Origin of the sequence: Streptomyces sp. BPTC-684 (assembly GCF_030028635.1) — a bacterium.
GTDB lineage: Bacteria > Actinomycetota > Actinomycetes > Streptomycetales > Streptomycetaceae > Streptomyces > Streptomyces noboritoensis.
The window spans coordinates 5895168-5915551 of record NZ_CP124863.1; the positions used below are offsets into that span (position 1 = coordinate 5895168).

General features: G+C 73.5%; 16 protein-coding genes. 8 read left to right on the forward strand and 8 right to left on the reverse strand.

Annotation, left to right across the window (positions count from 1 at the left end; translation table 11 throughout):
- Positions 1-27 precede the first annotated feature (27 nt).
- Positions 28-2304 carry a hypothetical protein gene (locus QIY60_RS26265; RefSeq protein ID WP_283144645.1) on the forward strand — a complete coding sequence of 759 codons (2277 nt, stop codon included), beginning with the start codon at positions 28-30 and terminating at the stop codon, positions 2302-2304.
- A 24-nt stretch (positions 2305-2328) separates the two neighbouring features.
- Here QIY60_RS26265 and QIY60_RS26270 read toward each other — a convergent pair whose 3' ends face one another.
- From QIY60_RS26270 to QIY60_RS26285, 4 genes are all read right to left on the reverse strand, one after another.
- Positions 2329-4728 carry a right-handed parallel beta-helix repeat-containing protein gene (locus QIY60_RS26270; protein ID WP_283144646.1) on the reverse strand — a complete coding sequence of 800 codons (2400 nt, stop codon included), beginning with the start codon at positions 4726-4728 and terminating at the stop codon, positions 2329-2331.
- Positions 4729-4819: 91 nt separating this feature from the next.
- On the reverse strand, positions 4820-5425 hold the full coding sequence (locus tag QIY60_RS26275) for a hypothetical protein (RefSeq protein ID WP_283144647.1): 606 nt from the start codon (positions 5423-5425) through the stop codon (positions 4820-4822).
- A gap of 142 nt (positions 5426-5567) precedes the next feature.
- On the reverse strand, positions 5568-6401 hold the full coding sequence (locus QIY60_RS26280; RefSeq protein ID WP_283144648.1) for an MOSC N-terminal beta barrel domain-containing protein: 834 nt from the start codon (positions 6399-6401) through the stop codon (positions 5568-5570).
- 64 nt (positions 6402-6465) lie between these two features.
- On the reverse strand, positions 6466-6918 hold the full coding sequence (locus QIY60_RS26285) for a DUF6643 family protein (protein WP_283144649.1): 453 nt from the start codon (positions 6916-6918) through the stop codon (positions 6466-6468).
- Between the two features lie 232 nt (positions 6919-7150).
- On the opposite strand from QIY60_RS26285, the gene QIY60_RS26290 reads away from it, so the two are divergent.
- A complete protein-coding gene (locus tag QIY60_RS26290) occupies positions 7151-8506 on the forward strand; it encodes a TerD family protein (protein WP_283144650.1) in 1356 nt (451 codons plus the stop codon).
- Positions 8507-8557: 51 nt separating this feature from the next.
- Here QIY60_RS26290 and QIY60_RS26295 read toward each other — a convergent pair whose 3' ends face one another.
- A complete protein-coding gene (locus QIY60_RS26295; RefSeq protein WP_283144651.1) occupies positions 8558-9733 on the reverse strand; it encodes a glycosyltransferase in 1176 nt (391 codons plus the stop codon).
- Between the two features lie 58 nt (positions 9734-9791).
- Between QIY60_RS26295 and QIY60_RS26300 the strand changes: the two genes are divergently transcribed.
- Positions 9792-10577 (forward strand): aspartate/glutamate racemase family protein, encoded by a 786-nt coding sequence (locus QIY60_RS26300; RefSeq protein ID WP_283144652.1) that lies wholly within the window; start codon positions 9792-9794, stop codon positions 10575-10577.
- Positions 10578-10643: 66 nt separating this feature from the next.
- Entirely contained in the window at positions 10644-11222 is a 579-nt protein-coding gene (locus QIY60_RS26305; RefSeq protein WP_283144653.1) for a hypothetical protein, read from the forward strand.
- A gap of 75 nt (positions 11223-11297) precedes the next feature.
- On the opposite strand, the gene QIY60_RS26310 is transcribed toward QIY60_RS26305, so the two are convergent.
- Positions 11298-12359, reverse strand: coding sequence for an O-antigen ligase family protein (locus QIY60_RS26310; protein ID WP_283144654.1), 1062 nt, complete (start codon positions 12357-12359; stop codon positions 11298-11300).
- 221 nt (positions 12360-12580) lie between these two features.
- Between QIY60_RS26310 and lnt the strand changes: the two genes are divergently transcribed.
- The 4 genes from lnt to QIY60_RS26330 all read left to right on the forward strand — a co-directional run bounded on the left by lnt (position 12581) and on the right by QIY60_RS26330 (position 17575).
- Positions 12581-14215 (forward strand): apolipoprotein N-acyltransferase, encoded by a 1635-nt coding sequence (lnt, locus tag QIY60_RS26315; RefSeq protein WP_283144655.1) that lies wholly within the window; start codon positions 12581-12583, stop codon positions 14213-14215.
- A 7-nt stretch (positions 14216-14222) separates the two neighbouring features.
- Entirely contained in the window at positions 14223-14702 is a 480-nt protein-coding gene (locus tag QIY60_RS26320) for an NUDIX domain-containing protein (protein ID WP_283144656.1), read from the forward strand.
- Between the two features lie 56 nt (positions 14703-14758).
- Positions 14759-15562, forward strand: a complete 804-nt coding sequence (locus QIY60_RS26325) for a 3-hydroxybutyrate dehydrogenase (RefSeq protein WP_283144657.1) — start codon at positions 14759-14761, stop codon at positions 15560-15562.
- Positions 15563-15658: 96 nt separating this feature from the next.
- On the forward strand, positions 15659-17575 hold the full coding sequence (locus QIY60_RS26330; protein WP_283144658.1) for a GAF domain-containing protein: 1917 nt from the start codon (positions 15659-15661) through the stop codon (positions 17573-17575).
- On the opposite strand, the gene QIY60_RS26335 is transcribed toward QIY60_RS26330, so the two are convergent.
- Positions 17565-18932 carry an MFS transporter gene (locus tag QIY60_RS26335; protein WP_283144659.1) on the reverse strand — a complete coding sequence of 456 codons (1368 nt, stop codon included), beginning with the start codon at positions 18930-18932 and terminating at the stop codon, positions 17565-17567. The two genes, QIY60_RS26330 and QIY60_RS26335, sit on opposite strands and share 11 nt — an antisense overlap.
- Before the next feature lie 955 nt (positions 18933-19887).
- Positions 19888-20262: a hypothetical protein gene (locus QIY60_RS26340; RefSeq protein ID WP_283144660.1), complete on the reverse strand. Its 375-nt coding sequence runs from the start codon at positions 20260-20262 to the stop codon at positions 19888-19890.
- Positions 20263-20384 lie beyond the last annotated feature (122 nt).

Consider the following 20384-nt stretch of genomic DNA (forward strand, 5'->3'; position numbering starts at 1 on the left):
CTCCCACCATGAGAGCGAGTCACAGAAGTGTCCCGTGCCACACCGGCCGCCGACGACGGCGGACCCGCGCTCGAACTGCTCGTCCACGGCGTCGGTGGGGCCACCCCGCAGTCCATGCTCGACGACCCGCGTACGGTCCGGGTCACCGGGGACGAGACCGCCGCCGTCCACCGCCGCACCGAGGACGCCGACGCCGAGGACCACCCCGAGCGCTACCGCGACCGGCCCGTGCCCGAGGCGTACTGCTGGGCCAACCTCACCTCCGGCAACGGCGCCCGCGCCCTGTGGCTGCTGCTCCTGCCGTTCATGGTGGTCAACCTCGCCCACTGGATGCGCCCGCCCGCCCGGGACGCCGCGCGCGCGGTGCGGCTCTACGGGGTGCTTGTGCGGCTCGTCGCGCTCAGCCTGACCGTGCTGCTCACCGCCGCCGTCTGCGAGGTCGCGCTCGATCTGGCCGCCTGGCAGTGCGCGGGCTCGGCGGACTGCGCCGCCGGGAAGTCCTGGCTCGGCTTCCTGTCGCCCGAGCGGCACGGCTGGTGGAGCCCGCCCGGCCGCCGACTGGCGCTTGCCGCACTGGTCCCCGCCGCCCTGACCGGACTGCTCTGGTACCTCTCCAACCGCACCTGGAGCGCGTACGAGTCCCAGCAGCCGCTCGGCGCCGCCGGGGACGACGACGAGCCGGACGCACCCGCCCTGAGCCGCCCCGGCTTCTGGTACGGGCGGCGCCTGGTCGCCCGGCTGCGCGCCGCGCACACCGCCGCCGGTTTCCTCACCGTCGCCGCGGCCGTCACCGGGGCCGCCGCCCGCCGCGACCGGGCCGCCGCGGGCACCGCGCTCGACGTCCTGGGCTGGCTCCTGACGGCGGCTCTCCTCGTGGGGGCGGCCGTCGTGGTGGGCGTGGTGTGCGGCCGGGGCCGCAGCGAGTCACGTCTCGACGAGCACCTGGACCGGGCCGTCATCGCGTTCCTGCCCGCGACCGCCCTCGGCCTGCTCGCCCTGTCGATGGTGTACGCGTCGTGGGAGCGGCCCGGCTGGGCCTCGCACGCCACGCTCCCGGGCGACCGCACCTTCGGGATCATCGCCCTCGCCCAGGGCGTCCTGGTCGTCCTGCTCGCCGGGGTCGCGCTCCTGCTGCGGCGCCGCGCGCACGACTCCCGTACCGCGCTGTCCGGACTCGGCGGCCCCGCCGTCGCACTCCTGGCGTGCGCGCTCGGGGGAGTGATGACCGGCGGGGTCGCCCAGCGCGTGGCCGACTGGCTGGACGGCTCCGGCACGCCCGGCGCGGCCCGCGACGTCTTCAAGGGCCCGCCGCCGCTGCTGACTTGGCAGGCCTCGGTGATCCCGGTCCTGCTGGCGCTCCTCGTCCCGGCCGTCGCCTGGTTCGCGTTGCGCACCTGGCACACCGCGCGCGCCGAGGAGCCGGGGCTGCTCGCGGACTACCCGGGCGAGCGCCCGGACGCCGCCCGCTCCCGGCGGATCGCCAACGCCCGTGCGATGGCCGGGCTCACCGACCGCGCGCCCGCCTTCCTCGGCATCGTCGGCGCGGCCACGCTGCTGCTCGGCGCGGGCGCGCTCGCGGGCTCCTGGACCACCGGGGAGGTCCCCGGGCGGGCGGCGGCCGACGCGCCGGGCGTGATCGCCTCGGCCGCCGACACCGCCCAGGCGCTCGGCTCCTGGTTCACCGGCCTCGGCTTCCTGCTCTTCGTCACCTGGGGGCGGCGCGCCTACAAGGACGCCTCGGCCCGGCGCACCATCGGCATCCTGTGGGACGTGGGCACGTTCTGGCCGCGCGCGGCCCATCCGTTCGCCCCGCCCTGCTACGCCGAGCGGGCCGTGCCGGACCTCGCCTGGCGGATGAACACCTGGACCGGGCGCACCGGCGGCCGCCTGGTCATCTCCGGCCACTCCCAGGGCAGCGTCCTGGCGGCCGCCGCCGTGTGGCAGCTGCCCGCCCGCACCCGCCGCAGCGTCGCACTGCTCACCTACGGCTCGCCCCTGGAGCGGCTGTACGGGCGCTGGTTCCCGGCGTACTTCGGGCGCCCGGAGCTGACCGCCCTCCACCGGGAGCTGCACTGCTGGCGCAACCTGTGGCGGGCCACCGACCCGATAGGCGGTCCGGTCCTGCCCGGCACGAACGTGGACCGGGGCCCGCTCCTCGACCCGCTCGCCTTCGGCCGTACGAAGCGGCAGCCGCTGCCCGCCCCGATCCTGGCCCACTCGGACTACCAGGCCGACCCGGTCTTCGCCGAGGAGCGCACCGCACTCCTCGACGAACTGGCACCGGTGCTCCCGCACCAGCGCTGACGCACCGTCAACAGCCTCTGTCCGTCAGGGCAGTTCGGGAAGATCGTCCGCGTAGAGGAGACTCAGGTCGTCCGGGCTGGCGTCGGCGAACTGGGCGACCCGGCCCGCGTGCCGCTCCACCATCGACTCGAACGTCTGGCGCGCGGTGCGGCCGTTGCCGAACGCCGGGCCCTTGGGCAGCGCCGTGAAGTACTTCAGGAGCGCCTCGGCCGTCCCGCTCCCCAGCCGGTACTCGTGCTCCTCGGCCTGCTGCTCCACGATCCGCAGCAGTTCGTCCGGGTCGTAGTCGCTGAAGGTGATGGTCCGTGAGAAACGGGACGCCACACCGGGGTTGACCCTGAGGAAGCGTTCCATCTCCGCCGTGTACCCCGCGACGATCACCACCACCGCCTCGCGGTGGTCCTCCATCAGCTTCACCAGGGTGTCGATCGCCTCCCGGCCGAAGTCCCGTCCGGAGTCCTCGGGCGAGAGCGCGTACGCCTCGTCGATGAACAGCACTCCGCCGCGCGCCCGGTCGAACGCCTCCTGGGTGCGGATCGCGGTCGACCCGATGTGCTCGCCCACCAGGTCGACCCGGGACACCTCGACGAGGTGCCCGCGCTCCAGGACCCCGAGCGACGCCAGGATCTCCCCGTAGAGCCGGGCCACCGTGGTCTTGCCGGTGCCGGGGGAGCCGGTGAAGACCAGATGGCGGCGGACCGAGGCGGCCTTGAGCCCGGCCCGCTGCCGCTTGCGGCCCACCTCGATCATGTCGGTGAGCGCCCGCACCTCGCGCTTGACGCTCTCCAGGCCCACCAGCGCGTCCAGTTCACCCAGGACGTCCTGCGAGGAACGGGCGGGCTCCTCGGCGGACACCGCCGCGGCTTCGGTCGGCCGCTGCCCCGGGACCGTGGAGAGCAGGCCCATCGTCTGGGTGGCGGTCTGGACGGCGGGCGGCTCCGGTGCCCCGGCGCGCACCCCGCTCTCGTCGCTGGTGCACTCCTCGGCGACCGGCCCGTCCTCACCGAACTCGTACCCACCGCGCGCGCAGCGCTCCGTACGGCAGCGGGTCAGTGTCGTACGGCAGCCGTCCACGACGTGGAAGCCGTAGCCCCCGCTGCCGGTCACCCGGCAGCCGTGGAAGGCGCCCCGGCCCTCGGCCGACACGTAGAACCCGGCCTCGGCGGGCGCGGTGACCGTGCAGCGCTCGATGCGGGGGTCGGCGCCCTTGGTGACGATCACGCCGGTCTGCGCCGCGTCGATGGTGCAGTTGGCGAGCGTGCCGCCGCTGCCGTGGTCGCGGAACCAGGCGCCCGTGGACACCTCCCTGATCCGGCAGTCGTCGAGCTGCGCGGTGGCGCCGTCGCTCACCGACACCGCGGTGTTGCGCACCTGCGAGATGTCGCTGTCGACGACGTCGGCGCGCGAGCCCCGGTCCAGGACGAACAGCGCGTCCGGCACGTCGTGGACGCGGCACGCCTCAAGGACCGCCGTGGCGCCGTCGCTGACCCACACCGCCGGATAGTCGCCCGTACTGTCGTGGATCTCGCACTGGTTGGCGTCCACCCGGGTGCCCGGGTCCCACACCGAGAGGCCGTTGCGGCCGAAGCCGCGCACCGCCGAGCGGGTGAGGGTGAGGACCGACCGGGAGCGCAGGTCCACCGCGTTCTCGGGGATGTCGTGGATGTCGCAGTCGGCGAGCGTGAGCACCGCGTCCGTGTCGAGCGTGACCCCGTCCGCCGAGGTGCGGTGCACCGTGCAGTCGGTGAGGTGGGCGGTGGCGCGCGCGGCGATCTGCACCCCGGCGCCCTTGATCTCGTACACCTCGCAGCCCAGCGCCTCCAGGCCGGTGCCCTCGCCGGTCACCGACAGGCCCGCGCCCGAGGCGTGGTGCACCCGGCAGCGCTCAAGGCGGGGGTGGGCGCCCGCGCGGACCGAGACGCCCGACTGGCCGGCCGCGACCACCTCGCACTCCTCGAACAGCCCGCCCGCGCCGTCCAGTACACCGATGCCGACCCCGCCCGGGTTGTCCACCGTGCAGCGCCGGACCGTGGGGCGGGCCGCGCCGCGCACCTCGATGCCGACCGCCGAACGCGTCACCACCCGCAGATCGCACAGCTCGGGCGCGCCGTCCTCGATCAGCAGGGCGGGCGCCGCCGCGTCCTGCCCCTCGATCTGGAGGTCCAGCACGGTGGCGGAGGCGCGCACGGTCAGCGGCACGCCGTCGACCGGGGCGATCCGCACCGATCCCGCCGAGCCCTCCGGGCCGCGCAGGGTCACGGCCTGCCGCAGGACCAGGTTCTCGCGGTAGGTGCCGGGCGCGACCGTGAGGACGTCGCCGTCCGCGGCGGCCTCCAGGGCAGCGGCGAGCGAGGCGTATTCGCCGGTGCGGCGCCGCCACCTCGAAGTGCCGGTGTGGGTTACCTGGACCGTGCCCTGAGCCATGGCGCTGCTGTGCCCCCACCTCGTGCGTGCGAACGCTGTACGTGCGACTGATGGTCCACCGTAGCGCGCGCGGGGCCGGTGAGTTGACCGGTCAGCTGCCTGCTCCCGCACGGCCCCAGTCCGGACCGTATCCGGCCCAGGCGCGGTCGAGACGGGCATACCGCCGTCGCACCAGGCGCCATACGACCAGCCGTCGTATGCCCTCGACGAGGCCGGCCGCCGCCGCGGCCGCGCCGATACCGGCGAACACCGCGTGCGCGTGCGCGGTGGTGGAGTCCAGGGGGCGGCTGGTGCGCATGCCCCGGTCGTCCGTCCATATGCGGAAGGTGGAGCCCGAGGGAGCCGATCGCCTGGGGGCGGCGACGGTGCCGGTGCGGAGAGTGCCGTCGTACGCCGTCCAGTTGGCCACCACCCGGATCCGGCCCTCGCGGCCGCCCACCCCCTCGGCGCCGGCGAGCGCACTGCGCTCGTGCGCCTGGTGGACCACCACGGCCGTCGTCGCGTGGCGCTCGCGCTGCTCCCTGGTCACCGTGCGCTGCAGCGCACGGTCGGTGACCGCCCCGCACAGGCTGCCGAGCACCGGCGAGGCCAGCACCATCAGCACCAGGGCGGCCAGCGCCACCCATGCCTCGACGAGATCCGTACGGCGGCGTAAGGGGTTCTGCCGCCAACGCCACACCCCCACTGCGGATCGCACTGAATCGCACCCCCTTCCGCTTGCGTCCTGGCCCCTCGCGGCGCGCCCTACGCGTGAGCGGGCCCAAGAGAGAGCAACGTCACCCGAGCCCCCTCCCGCACAACGCGTCCGCTGTCCCCACGAGTTCCCGCGAACGGGCGGCTTACGCGAGAACGCGCACGGGATCACCGGTGCGGATGACGCCGGTGCGCTCCGGGACGACGTTCTGCCCGAACACCAGCTTGGTGCCGAAGCGGCGGTGGCGGCCCAGGGTGCGCAGCGGCTCGCGGCCGCGCTCGGCGGTCGCCTGGTCGGTGGTGGTGATGACACAGCGCCCGCAGGGCTTGGCGACCCGGAAGACGACCTCGCCGATCGCGATCCGCGACCAGTGGTCCTCGGCCCACGCCTCGGTGCCGTCGACGACCACGTTGGGGCGGAACCGGTTCATCGGGAGCGGGCCCTCGTGCGGCTGACCGCCCTGCGCGATCAGCGAGTTCAGCGCTTCCAGCGAGGCCGTGGTGGCGACCAGGAGCGGGAAGCCGTCGGCGAAGCTCACCGTCTCGCCCGGCAGCGCGAAGTCCGGGTCGATCGGCCGCCGGGTCGCGGGATCGTCGAGGTGGACCAGCCTGACCTCCACCCCGAGGTAGTCGCTGAACCACTGGTGCGCGCTCTCGTCGGCCGCTATCGCCTCGACCTTCTTGCCGAAGAGCGTCACCGCGCTCGCGCCGATCGGCTCGGGCACGGCGACGGTCAGATCCTCCCGGCCGGGCGCGGACAGCCGGACGGAGCCGTCCGGCAGCGCACGGGCGGCGGCCAACGCGAGCCGCGCCTGCTCGCGTTGGGTCACGGCCTTCCCGGCGGCGTCGACGACCATCCAGCGGCGGTCGTCGGCCGGACCCCACGGTTCGACCGGCACCTCGTCGAGTCGGTACCCCCCGACCGACTTGACGGGGTAGACGTTGATGTGGCGCACGACGGGCTGAATCGGACTCTCCATGAGCCAATCCTGCCAGCCGCCTCGGACATCCGGTCGAACGCGGTGGAGCTGCGGGCGGCCCCGCTCAGTACCCCGTGTTCTGGTACGGCTGGTTGTAGCCGTCGTACGGCGCCGGGGCGGGCGCGGGGCGCGGGGCCGCCGGGCGCATCGCCTCGTAGCCGGTCGGGCCCATCGGGCGCTGCTGCTGGGCCTGCGGACCCGGGTAGCCGCGCGGGGCGCCGGTCTGCTGCGGGATGTAGGGCGCGGGCGCCTGCTGCAGCGGCATCGGCTGCGGCGCCTGCTGGTAGCCGTACGACGAGGCGTACGCGGGCTGCTGGGAGGGACCGGCGGGCAGGGCGGGGAGCGCGGCCGGGAGGGCCGGCAGATAGCTGCTGCCGGTGTCGTACAGGGAAGGCACTCGGATCGGGGCGATCTGAGGCGTGCCCCGCTCTGCGACGAGGGAGTCGTAGATGGGGGTGTCCGGGAAGGACGGCGCGGAGTAGTAACCGCCGCCATAGGTGGAGCGGGGGGAGGTCATGGCACATAAGTTAAGCCCACGATGTGGTCGTTGTGGAGCCCGATAAGAGGGTTGTTTTACGGGTTCGGAGTGACCGCACGTCCCCAATGCGAGCGAACATGGGAAAATCGGTCGCCCGGGAGCGTACGGATCCTGTAAAGGGCGAGCTCGGGAGGGGTTACCGGCGGGTGCCGGAACGTCTGCCGGGGTTTAGGTTGACGGTGCGGAAAATCTTTCGGCACCCCGACTCGCGATGGGGGCGAGCATGTCCATGCTTAAAGGGTCCAATGTTCCGGTGCCGGCGCCGACCGTACGCGTCGAATTGGCCTGGCGTTCCGGTCCCGGGGTGCCGGACGCCGACGCCTCGGCCCTGCTGATCGCGTCGGCCACCGGGAAGGTCCGCTCCGACGCGGACTTCGTCTTCTACAACCAGCCCGCGCACGCCTCCGGCGCGGTGCGGCACGAGGGCAAGCGGAGCTCGGCCGAGGGCGTCACGGACACGCTCTTCGTCGACCTCGCGCGCGTGGAGCCCGACGTGGAGCGCGTGGTGCTCGCCGCCTCCGCCGACGGCGGAACGTTTGGCCGCGTCCCGGGGCTGAGCATCCGGGTCCTCGACGCGGCGAGCAGCGCCGAGCTCGCCCGCTTCGACAGCGGGGACGCGACCGTGGAGACGGCGTTCATCCTGGGCGAGCTCTACCGGCGCCAGGGCGCGTGGAAGTTCCGCGCGGTGGGCCAGGGGTACGACTCCGGACTCGAAGGGCTGGCAACGGACTTCGGGATCACGGTCGACCGGCCGGGCACGGCCACGGCCCCGCCGACGGCCCCGTACCAGGCCCCGGCCCCGATCCCGGCGGCCGCCCCGCAGAGGTCCGCGCCCCCGGCTCCGCCCGCCCCCGCCCCCGCGACGACCGTGCCCGCCTTCCCGGCGACCGCCCCGCCGCCTCCGGCCGCACCGCCCGTGCCCGCCCCCGTACGCCTGTCCAAGGTGACCCTGACCAAGGCGGCCCCCACGGTCTCGCTGGCCAAGCAGGGCGGCAGCTCGGGGGCGCTGCGGGTCAACCTCAACTGGCAGATGCGCAAGCAGTTCAGCGGCTGGGGCGCCAAGCTCGGGCGTGCCGTCGCCAACCACGCCGATCTCGACCTCGACCTGTGCGCCCTCTACGAGCTCGCGGACGGCCGCAAGGGGGTCGTCCAGGCACTCGGCAACGCCTTCGGCTCGCTCAGCCGCCCCCCGTACATCCACCTCGACGGCGACGACCGCACCGGCGCCGTCACGTCCGGCGAGAACCTCACGGTCAACCTCGACTGCAAGGACCAGCTCCGCCGCGTGCTGATCTTCGTGACGATCTACGAGGGAGCGCGCAGCTTCGCCGACCTGCACGCCACCGTCACCCTCCAGCCCCAGCACGGGGCCGCGATCGACTTCTCGCTCGACGAGTGCACCGTGCCCTCCACGGTCTGCGCCCTCGCGCTGCTCACCAACAACGGGGGCGACCTCGTCGTCCAGCGCGAGGCCCGCTATCTGGTGCCCGCGCGCGGTGTCAGCCCGCAGCGCACCATCGACCAGGCGTACGGGTGGGGCATGAACTGGACGCCCGGGCGCAAATGACGCGCGCGTGGCCGCGGTTCGGGCGGTCGAAGCGAGGTGGCACGACCCGGCTCACTGGTCCGGGGTCGCCTCCGGGCGCGCATAAGTGCGCCCCTTCCACGCGGCCCCGCGCCCCCGGTAGTGCTGGACGGCGGAGTCCACCGTCATCAACAGGTACAGCAGCGCGGTGAACGGCAGCAGCGGCGCGAGCAGCAGCGGCTGCCGGTAGTACCGCAGCATCGGTACGTACGTCCCGGCCATCACCAGCCACGCGAGCCCGCCCGCCCAGCCCGCCACGGCGTCGTCCCGCGCCATCCCGGCGAAGAGCGCGACCGGGGGGACGAGGTAGATCAGCGCGAGCCCCGCCACCGTCCCGAGCAGCAGGGCCGGGCTGTGCCGCAGCTGGGCGTAGGCGCTGCGCGCGACCATGCGCCACAGGTCGGCGAGGCGCGGATAGGGGCGCACGCTGTCGACGCGCTCCGCGAGCCCGAGCCAGATCCGCCCGCCCGAGCGGCTCACCGCGCGCGCCACCGACACGTCGTCGATGACCGCCTGGCGCACCGACTCCGGAATCCGCGCCCGCTCGGCGGCCTCCGTCCGCAGCAGGACGCAGCCGCCCGCGGCCGCCGCCGTGCGCGCCCCCGGCCGGTTGATCCAGCGGAAGGGGTACAGCTGCGCGAAGAAGTAGACGAAGGCCGGCACCACCAGCCGCTCCCAGCCGCTCGCCACGCGCAGCCGCGCCATCTGCGACACCAGGTCGAGCCCGTTGGACCGGGCCGCGGCCACCAACTCCCGCAGGCTGTCCGGCTCATGGGCGATGTCGGCGTCGGTGAGCAGCAGATACTCGGGCTCGCGCGCGCGGGCCAGTGCGATGCCCTGGCGCAGCGCCCACAGCTTCCCGGTCCAGCCGGGCTCGGGCTCGCCCGGCTGGACCACGGTCAGCGGCAGCGCGCACTCCTCCCGCGCGGCGAGCGCCCGCGCCAGCTCGCCCGTGCCGTCCGAACTGCCGTCGTCGACCAGGAAGATCTCCGCCTCGCCCGGATAGTCCTGGGCGAGCAGCGTGGGCAGGCTGCGGGGCAGCACCTGGGCCTCGTCCCTGGCCGGTACGACGATGGCGACGTACGGCCAGTCGGACGGGGCGGAACGGGCGGGCAGACGCTGGTCGGTGCGCCAGAAGAAGCCCTGTCCGAGCAGCAGCCAGAGCCAGCAGGCCAGTGACACCACGGCGATCCATGCGAGGGCGCTCATCCGCCGCAGTCTGCACCACCTGAGTGGGTGCGCGAGGGCGGTCGACTATGGTGACCGGGTGAAGATCGCGCTCATGGACTCCGGAATCGGCCTGCTGGCGGCGGCCGCCGTCGTGCGCCGGCTGCGGCCGGACGCCGACCTCGTCCTCTCCTCCGCCCCCGACAGCATGCCGTGGGGCCCGCACACGCCCGAGGAGATCACCGAGCGCGCGCTCGCCGTGGCGCGCGCCGCCGCCGAGCTCCGTCCGGACGCCCTGATCGTGGCCTGCAACACCGCCTCGGTGCACGCCCTCGTGGCGCTGCGTGCCGAACTGGAGCCGCGGATCCCGGTGATCGGGACCGTACCGGCGATCAAGCCGGCCGCCGCCAGTGGCGGACCCGTCGCCATCTGGGCCACCCCGGCCACCACCGGCAGCCCCTACCAGCGCGGGCTGATCCGTGAGTTCGCCGACGGCGTCGAGGTCACCGAGGTGCCATGCCCCGGGCTCGCGGACGCGATCGAGCACGGCGACGAGCCCGCCATCGAGCTGGCCATCGCCGCGGCGGCCGAGCGGACCCCCCAGGACGTAAGGGGCGTCGTCCTGGGTTGCACCCATTACGAACTGGTCGCCGAGCGGGTGCGTGCCGCCGTGCGGCAGCCCGGTCTGTCCGCGCCCGGCCTGTACGGCAGCGCGTCGGCCGTCGTCGCCCAGGCGCTGCGCCGGGCCGGCGTGGAAGCCGCCCCCGACGCGGCGCCCACCGGCAGCGTGACGGTGTTGCTCAACGGCCGCACCGGCACCCTTCCGGACACCGCGCTCGGCTACCCGGAAGGCCTGCTGCTCCAGGCGGTCACCCCCGCTCACTGAACGTGGTGACACTCACTGAGAGTGCGGTCACTGCCGCTTCTGTGGATTCTGAGTAGTCTGCTGGGCATGAGGGCATTTCCCCCCGAGCCCCCGGCGCACGACGGTGGTGCCCCGGCGCTCGCTCCCCGGCCGGCGCTCTGGACCGGTCGCGCGACCAACCGCGTCCAGTGGCTGCTCGCCGCCGGAGGCGCGGCGTGCGTGGCGCTCGGCATCGAGCTCGCCGTCGACTCCAACTGGACGTCCGGCATCGCCCCGCTGCTGATGTCGGTGATCGGCTGCGTCGCGGCCGGGCTCCTGGTGATCTACGGAACGCTCGCCTTCGTCCATGTGGCCGTGAAGGTCGACGACGACTCCCTCGAAGTGCGCTGCGGCCACATCGGCCTGCCGCGCCGCCGGATCTCGCTCGACGACGTGGTGGGCGCCGACTTCGCGCCCCGCGTCACCCCGCGCCAGTGGGGCGGCTGGGGCTACCGCTGGCGCCCCGAGAAGGGCACCGCGGTCGTCGTACGCCGAGGTGAGGGCCTGGTGCTGCGGCTCGGCGACGGCCGCGTCTTCACCGTGACGGTGGACGACGCCGAGGCGGCGGTCCGCGTCATCCGCGACCGCCTGCGCCTGCTGGGCGCCGCGAAGCACGCCGAGGCCTGATCCCCTCTGCCGTCACCCACGCGCGCGTGACGCGGGAACTTCACCCACGCGCGCGTACGCCTCTCCCAGGCCTCCTCACCCACGCGCGTGCACGACGCCCGCATCCCGCTCCGCCCCCTGCTGCCCGTCCCCGGGCGGCCGCGCCGTGGCCAGGCCCGCCAGCAGGCCCGCGCCCATCGTCACCGGGGTGAAGCTCAGCGCGTTGCCGACGCAGGCGAACGCGGCCAGCGCGGTGAGCGCGGCCCCCGCCGTGAGGACCACGGGTGTGGGCCGGGGCGAGCGCCACAGCGCGTACAGGATCCAGCTGTAGGTGGCCCCGAGCAGCGTGGCTCCCACCGCGCCCTGCTCGGCCGCCTGCTGGAGCAGCGCGGAGTGCGGCTTGCCGGCGGCGACCGGGGACTGCCGCGCCACCGGGCTGAGGCCGCCGAACCGGTCGGGCCCGGTTCCCCGCACGGGATGCTCCTCGGCCAGCTCCACCGCGTCCCGCCACAGCAGCACGCGCTCCGGCGTGAGCTGGCCCTCCAGGGAGACGGTGAGCCCGTCGGGCAGCACGTCCTCGGCCACGGCGACCGACCCCACCGCGACGAGCGCGGCGACCGCCGCGAGCCCCGCGAGGCCCACCGTCCGGTGCCGCATCCGGGCCGCCGCCAGGGAGCACAGCAGGACGCCGAGCGCCGCCGCGCAGCCCGCCGCCGAACCGAGCGCGAGGGCTGTGCCCGCGCACCCCACGGCGAGCAGCCGCAGCACGAGGCGGGCTGCAGCCGTACGGGCCGCCCAGGCGCCGCAGCAGGCCGCGCCGGCGGCGAGTGCGGGGAGCGCGGCCGAGACGCCGATGTGGCCCGGGAGGGGGTCGACGGTGGCGCCGGGGACGCCGTCCCTGGAGGCGTATGCCAGGAGGAGGCCCGCGATCGCCGCGCAGGTCGCCGCCGCCACGGGCACCAGACTGCCGCTGATCCGGCCCAGCGCGTACCCGGCGGCCACCGCGAGCACCGCGAGGAGCACGCCCTCCGGCCGGGCCTCCCGCCCTGCCGCCGCGACCAGTGACCAGCCCGCGCAGGCGCCCAGCACCAGGACGCCGACGAGATCGGGCCCGGCCCGGCGCTCGGGTGCGGCGGACCGGCCTGTCAATGCGCTCATCCCCGCCCCCCGGCCGTCTGACGGACTGCGCACACCGTAGTGGCGCCGGGCGCGATCTGGGTACAGATCGTGCGGAAACGTTCCGGCGGGGTGTGCTCCGATGCACGTACGCGTGCGTACGTAGTGATCGGACGCATATCGACGGTGATCGTGCGCATATGGACGGTTACTGTACGAACCGGTCTGCCGCAGGCACAGCTCGCGCCCGTAGACTCCGCCGGGTGAGCACGACCACCACCCCCACAGCCGAGCCAGAGCAGCTCGAACCGCAGCCCGCCACCGCCTCGCGCGGCCGTCGGCTGCTGCACCGGCTCGTACGGCCAGCGACGGCCGCGCTGTCCGGTGTGCTCCTGTACCTGAGCTTCCCGCCCCGGCCCCTGTGGTGGCTGGCGGTGCCCGCGTTCGCGCTGTTCGGCTGGTGTCTGCGTGGGCGTACCTGGAAGGCCGGATTCGGCCTCGGCTACCTCTTCGGGCTCGGCTTCCTGCTGCCGCTGCTCGTCTGGACGGGCGTGGAGGTCGGCCCCGGACCCTGGCTGGCCCTGGCGGCCATCGAGGCGATCGGGGTCGCCGCCGCCGGCGCCGGGATCGCGGTGGTCTCGCGGCTGCCCGGATGGCCGGTGTGGGGCGCGGCGATGTGGATCGCCTCCGAGGCGGCACGCGCGCGCGTGCCGTTCGGCGGCTTCCCCTGGGGCAAGCTCGCCTTCGGCCAGGCGGACGGGGTGTTCCTGCCGCTCGCCGCCCTGGGCGGCACACCCGTCCTCGGCTTCGCCGTCGTGCTCTGCGGCTTCGGGCTCTACGAGTGCGTGCGCCAGGCGCTGCGCCTGCGCGCCACCGGTGTCGTACGCAAGGGGGCCGCGGCGGCCGCCCTGGCCACCCTGCTCGCCCCGGTCGCCGCCGCCTTCGCCGCGACCCCGCTGGTCAGCGACGCGGCCGAGAACGGCACCGCCACGGTCGCCGTGATCCAGGGCAATGTGCCGCGCCTGGGCCTGGACTTCAACGAGCAGCGCCGCGCGGTGCTCGACTACCACGTGAAGGAAACCCTGCGGCTCGCCGACCGGGTCAAGGCGGGCAAGGCCGCCAAGCCCGACTTCGTGCTCTGGCCGGAGAACTCCTCGGACGTCGACCCGTACACCGACGCCCAGGCGTACACCGACATCGACCGGGCCGCCAAGGCGATCGGCGCGCCCATCTCGGTGGGCGCGGTCGTCGAGCGCCCCGACGGACGGCTCTTCAACGAGCAGGTCCTGTGGGACCCGAAGACGGGCCCCGGAGCCACCTACGACAAGCGGCAGATCCAGCCCTTCGGCGAGTACATCCCGCTGCGCGGCCTCATCAAGCAGTTCGGCCCGGGCTACGTCTCCATGGTCCGCCAGGACTTCAGCCGCGGCACCGCGCCCGGTGTGTTCGACATGGCGGGCACCAAGGTCGGCATCGCCACCTGCTACGAGGCGGCGTTCGACTGGGCCGTGCGCGACACCGTCACCCACGGCGCGCAGATCATCTCCGTACCGAGCAACAACGCGACCTTCGACCGCAGCGAGATGACCTACCAGCAGCTCGCCATGTCGCGCGTGCGCGCGGTCGAGCACAGCCGGACCGTCACCGTCCCGGTCACCAGCGGGGTCAGCGCGGTGATCATGCCCGATGGGGAAGTCGTCCAGAAGACCAGGATGTTCACGCCCGACTCGCTCGTCGCCAAGGTGCCGCTGCGCTCCTCCGAGACCCCGGCGACCCGGCTCGGCACCGCGCCCGAGTGGGCCCTGGTGGCGCTCGCGGCGGCGGGACTCGGCTGGGCGGTGAGCCGTACCGTACGCGCGCGTCGAGACCAGGAGACCGACGCCGTCGAGGCTCGTTAGGGTGAGCATGGCGACACCAGAGTTCATCCGCGAGATCCGGGCCTCGGCAGGCCACCAGCTGCTGTTCCTGCCGGGCGTCAGCGTGGTCGTCTTCGACGACGAGGGCCGGGTGCTGCTCGGGCGGCGCGTGGACACCGGCGAGTGGTCGATCATCGGCGGGATCCCGGAACCAGGTGAACAGCCCGCCGAGACCGCTGTGCGCGAGGTGTACGAAGAGACCGCCGTGCGGTGCGTCGTGGAGAAGGTCGTCCTGGTGGACGCGCTGCGCCCGGTCACCTACCCCAACGGCGACCGCTGCCAGTTCATGGACATCTGCCTCAAGTGCCGGGCCGTGGGCGGCGAGGCGCGGGTCAACGACGACGAGTCCCTGGAGGTCGGCTGGTTCCCGGTCGACGCGCTGGCGGACCTGGAGGAGTTCTCGCTCTTCCGGATCAAACAGGCGATGACCGATGAACCGACATGGTTCGCGCCTATGACCGAGCACTGAAGTGTGGGCCTGGACCACATGGGTGGTGGGCCGCCGCACTGCCTAGGGTCGAGAACATGACCACGCCCACCACCCCTGGTCCCCTCCCCCCGTCCATCGAGCTCGACCTGGGCGGCCACACCGCCCTGGTCACCGGGGCCGCCGGCGGCATCGGCCGGGCCTGCGTCCTGCGCCTGGCGGCCGCCGGCGCCAAGGTGCGGGCCGTCGACCGGGATGCCGAAGGCCTCGACGCCCTGGCCGGACAGGGCGCGGGCCTCGCCGGATCCGTAGAGCCGCTGGTCCTGGACCTGACCGACCTCGAAGCCGCCGAGCAGGCCGCCACCGGCACCGACGTCCTGGTGAACAACGCCGGGCTGCAACTCGTGCGCCCCATCGAGCAGTTCCCGCCCGAGGTGTTCCACACCGTCCTCACGGTGATGCTGGAAGCGCCGTTCCGGCTGATCAGAGGGTCGCTGCCGCACATGTACGGGCAGGGCTGGGGCCGCATCGTCAACATCTCCTCGGTGCACGGGCTGCGGGCCTCCGCGTACAAGTCGGCCTATGTCGCGGCCAAGCACGGCCTCGAAGGGCTCTCCAAGACCGCCGCTCTGGAAGGCGCCCCGCACGGCGTCACCTCGAACTGCGTCAGCCCCGGCTACGTCCGCACCCCGCTCGTCGAGCGGCAGATCGCCGACCAGGCGGCCGCCCACGGCATCCCCGAGGAGCGCGTCCTGACCGAGGTGCTCCTCAAGGACTCGGCGCTCAAACGGCTGGTCGAGCCGGACGAGGTCGCCGAGGCCGTCGCCTACCTCTGCGCCCCGCAGGCCTCCTTCATCACCGGCACCTCACTCGCCCTGGACGGCGGCTGGACCGCGCACTGACGCACCACCACCGCACCTCCGCTGCTTGACCGGCGCCTGCCAACAGTTGTCCACAGGGCTGGCGCGGCCGCCCGTACGGCAGGTATCCCTGTGAACATGTCCCACGATCACCCGCAGTCCACCGAGTACGCGGAGGCTCCCTACCTGGAGCTTCTGGCGCGCGGCGCGGCGGCCGAGGCGTACGACCGGCCCGCGCTGCTGGCCCGTGCCGACGGCGCCGGACCCGAGGCGCTGGCCGCCCTGGAGTCCGCCCGGCAGCTCGCCCTGCGGGTCCGCGCCGACCTGGAGGGCAGACGGCGCAGGGAGGCCGAGCTGTCCGCGCTCTTCGAGACCGCCCACGACCTCGCGGGGCTGCGCGACCTGGACGCGGTGCTGCGGGCGATCGTGCAGCGCGCGCGTTCCCTGCTAGGTACCGAGGTCGCCTACCTCAGCCTCAACGACCCGGTGGCGGGCGACACTTATATGCGCGTCACCGAAGGGTCGGTGGCCGCGCGCTTCCAGCAGCTGCGACTCGGCATGGGCGAGGGCCTCGGCGGCCTCGTCGCCCAGACCGCCAGACCGTACGTGACGTCGAGCTACTTCGACGACGAGCGCTTCCAGCACACCCGGACCATCGACACCGGAGTGCGCGACGAGGGCCTGGTCGCGATCCTCGGCGTACCGCTGATGCTCGGCAGCAATGTGATCGGCGTGCTCTTCGCCGCCGACCGGCGCAGCCGGGTCTTCGCGCGCGAGGAGATCGCCCTGCTCGGCTCCTTCGCGGCGCACGCGGCCGTCGCCATCGACACCGCCAACCTGCTCGCCGAGACCAGGTCGGCACTGGCCGAGCTGGAGCGGGCCAACGAGATCATCCGGGACCACAGCGCGGTCCTGGAGCGCGCCTCCGAGGTCCACGACCGGCTCACCGAACTGGTGCTGCGCGGCGGCGGGGTCCACGACGTGGCGAGCGCGGTCTCCGAAGTCCTGGACGGCACGGTCGAGTTCGCCGACGCCGACTCGGCGGCCTTCACCGCCCTGGAGCTGACCGGCACGGACGGCCACGCGGTCCGCGACGGACGGGACTGGGTGGCCACGGTCGCGGCGGGCGACGAGGTGCTGGGCGCGCTGGTGCTGCGCGGCCACCCCGCGCTCGACCCGGTGGACCGCCGCACCCTGGAGCGGGCCGCGATGGTCACCTCACTGCTGCTGCTCGCCCGGCGCTCGGCGGGCGAGGCCGAACAGCGGGTGCGCGGCGAGCTCCTGGACGACCTGCTGGACGCGCCGGGCCGCGACCCCCGGCTGCTGCGCGACCGGGCCGCCCGGCTGCGGGCCGACCTGGACGCGCCGCACGTGGTCCTCGCCGCCCGCATCGAGAGCCCCGAGGACGGCACGGCGGAGCGGCAGACCGCCGACCGGCAGCGGATGGGCTCGGCCGCCGCGCATCTGGCGGCGACCCGGCACGGCCTGGCCGCGACCCGCGACGGCGGCACCGTGCTGCTGCTGCCGCTGGGCCCGGCCGACACCCCGGCCGAGGTCGCCCGGCAGCTGGCCAAGCAACTCGGCGGCGCCCTGCACGAGCGGGTCACGGTGGGTGCGTCGGCCCCCGTCGAAGCCCCGGCGGCCCGGCCCGGCGCGATAGCCGAGGCGTACGCGGAGGCGCGCCGCTGCCTGGAGGCGCTGCGGCTGCTCGGCCGTCCCGGCGAGGGCGCGGCCGCCCAGGACCTCGGCTTCCTCGGGCTGCTCCTCGCCGACACCCGGGACATCGAGGGCTTCGTCGACCGGACGCTCGGCGCGGTCGTGGCGTACGACGAGAGGCGCGGCACCGACCTGGTGCGCACCCTCGACGCGTACTTCGCGAGCGGTATGAGCCCCGCGCGCACCAAGGACGACCTGCACGTCCATGTGAACACGGTGGCTCAGCGGCTGGAGCGGATAGGCAGGCTGCTCGGGCCGGACTGGCAGTGCCCGGCCCGAGCGCTGGAGATCCAGCTGGCGCTGCGGCTCCATCTGATGTCGGCGGCGGTCAGACGCTGACGGAGTCCTGGGAGCGGCTGTCGGCGTCGACCTCCGCCAGGTCGCGGTGGCGGGTCTCCTGGGCGCAGACGAGGGCGATCACCGTGAGGACGGCGGCCGCGATCACATAGAGGGCGATGGGGGTGGAGCTGTCGTAGTCGGACAGGAGGGCGGTGGCGATGAGCGGGGCGGGCGCGCCGGCGGCGACCGAGGCGAACTGGGCGCCGATCGAGGCTCCCGAGTAGCGCATCCGGGTCGCGAACATCTCGGTGAAGAAGGCGGCTTGGGGTGCGTACATCGCCCCGTGGAAGACCAGCCCGACGGTGACGGCGAGGACGAGGTTCCCGAAGTCGGCCGTGTCGATCAGCGAGAAGAAGGGGAACATCCAGGCGCCGACACCCACCGCGCCGATCAGATAGACGGGCCGCCGCCCGATCCGGTCGGAGAGCGCGCCCCAGGCCGGGATCACCGCGAAGTGCACGGCGGAGGCGATCAGTACGGCGTTGAGCGCGGTCTGCTTGGCCATCCCGGCGGAGGTCGTCGCGTACACGAGGATGAACGCGGTGATCACGTAGTAGCTGATGTTCTCCGCCATACGGGCGCCCATCGCGACCAGCACGTCGCGCCAGTGGTCGCGCAGCACGGCGACGAGCGGCAGCTTCTCCGCCACCCGGTCGGGCTCGGCGGCCCGCCGCGCCTGAGCACGCTCCAACGCGGCCTTGAACAGGGGGGATTCATCGACCGAGAGCCGTATCCACAGCCCGACGAGCACCAGCACCCCGGACAGCAGGAACGGCACCCGCCAGCCCCAGGAGAGGAAGGCGTCGTCGGAGAGCAGCGCGGTGAGCGCCGAGAGCGCGCCGGTGGCGAGCAACTGCCCGGCGGGCGCCCCGGTCTGCGGCCACGACGCCCAGAACCCGCGCCGCCGCGCGTCCCCGTGCTCCGACACCAGCAGGACGGCCCCGCCCCACTCCCCGCCGAGCGCGAACCCCTGTACCAGCCGCAGGGCGGTGAGCAGCACGGGCGCGGCGGAGCCGACCGTGGCGTGCGTCGGCAGCAGCCCGATCGAGAAGGTCGCCCCGCCCATCATGAGCAGACTCAGCACGAGCAGCTTCTTGCGCCCGACCCGGTCCCCGAAGTGCCCGAAGACCAGCGCCCCGAGCGGCCGGGCGGCGAACCCGACGGCGTACGTCAGGAACGACAGCAGCGTGCCGACGAGCGGGTCGGAACCGGGAAAGAACAGCTTGTTGAAGACGAGCGCGGCGGCCGACCCGTACAGGAAGAAGTCGTACCACTCGATGGTCGTGCCGATGAGGCTGGCGGCGACGATGCGGGGGAGGCTGGCGGAGGGTGGGGGAGCGGTCGCGGGGGAGGACATCGGCACCACTTCCTGGCGGTCGGCGGGGACGTTTGCGTGTCGCCATACCGTAGGAACGCGCAGGTCAGGGGCGTATGTGGTGGGACGCCATAGTTCGGGGGGCGGGTGTGCGCGGGGCCACCATGAGGGGTGGTGCTGGTTCCAAGGCCATTGTCGACATTCGGTACGGATCGCACGTCGCAGTGGATCAAGGCAACGTGGGGATGCCGGCCCGCGCGGGTCGCAGAGGCGGCTGGGTCGGTCCCGAGGTGGGGATGGCGATCCCCCAACCATGGCCGGAGCGTCAGGGAACGCGGTACCCGCAGATGAAGAATTCGACATGCCACATGCCACATGCCACATGCCGCAGGGCGGCGGGCGCGGCACGCCATTGTCCTTTCCCGGCCCTCAGGCGGCGCAATACCGCAGCGCCCGCAGCGGCCAATCGAACAGTTGTTCGACGATGTGCCGCGCCATCCGGCGCGTCTACCTGTCCGCCGATGCGCAGCTGCGGTGATCGCTCGGCGGGCCAAGGGGCGGGGAACCCTTTTGGCTTGCCCTGTTGTGGGACAAGGCGCGTCAAGGGCTGGGATTGGGGGGTGAGAGGGGTGAAGGTGGGCGGCCGGCGTCAGCCCCTCCGAGTTCGCCCGCCTGCGCTCCACATGGACACCGTGTCGCGGTACTCCTCCCGTACACAGCCGCGTACAGGCAGAGCAGCACACGCCGCGGTGACCATGGCCGTGAGGAACGTGCGCGTCAGCGAGAATGGATCTTCATGGGGTCTTGCCGGCCCTCAGCGCGCAAATGTGCGCGGTAGCTTCTTTGCGAGCTCTGGTTGAGGGACCGCTCGGGAAAGTGCTCCAACACGCCCCCAGGTTCGATCAGTTCGAAGGAGGCAAACAAGAAATGATCGAACTGCTTCGCCGAGGGCACCTTCGGCTGCCCTCGGGGCGAATTCACGGTACCAGCGCCAATATCAACCCATAGCGTACCCGTTGAGCTCCGCGGCAGAGCGCGTGCCGCCAAGCTGGGGAAGCGCGATGGACGGTCCCGCCGCCCCGGCGCCCCTGAACGACTCCTGCGCCGCCCGGGACGTCCGCGCGACTAGAGACGACGCGGGCAGCAGCCTGTCGCCGTACAACCCGAACCGGACCGGCCCCGACGGCGCCGCCAACAAGCCCAGCAGCACCAGTACCCCGTGCATGACCACGACCGCCGATGGGCCCGGCTTGGAGTCGCGGAATCCGGCGAAGTCGGTCCGCAGGTTCAGCGCCACCTGAGCGGCCACGTCGGCGATCTGCAGCGTGCCCACGATCTGGCGGATCAGGCACTGATTGTCCCAGCTCCGCACACCAGTTCACGCCTTGTGCGGCATGCCGACTTGGCTGAATATGTTCGCGACAGCTGGCATCCGAAAGGGGGACGGTGTGCTGAGTCGAAGGACATCGGGTGGGGGAGAGGGGCCGAATTCGG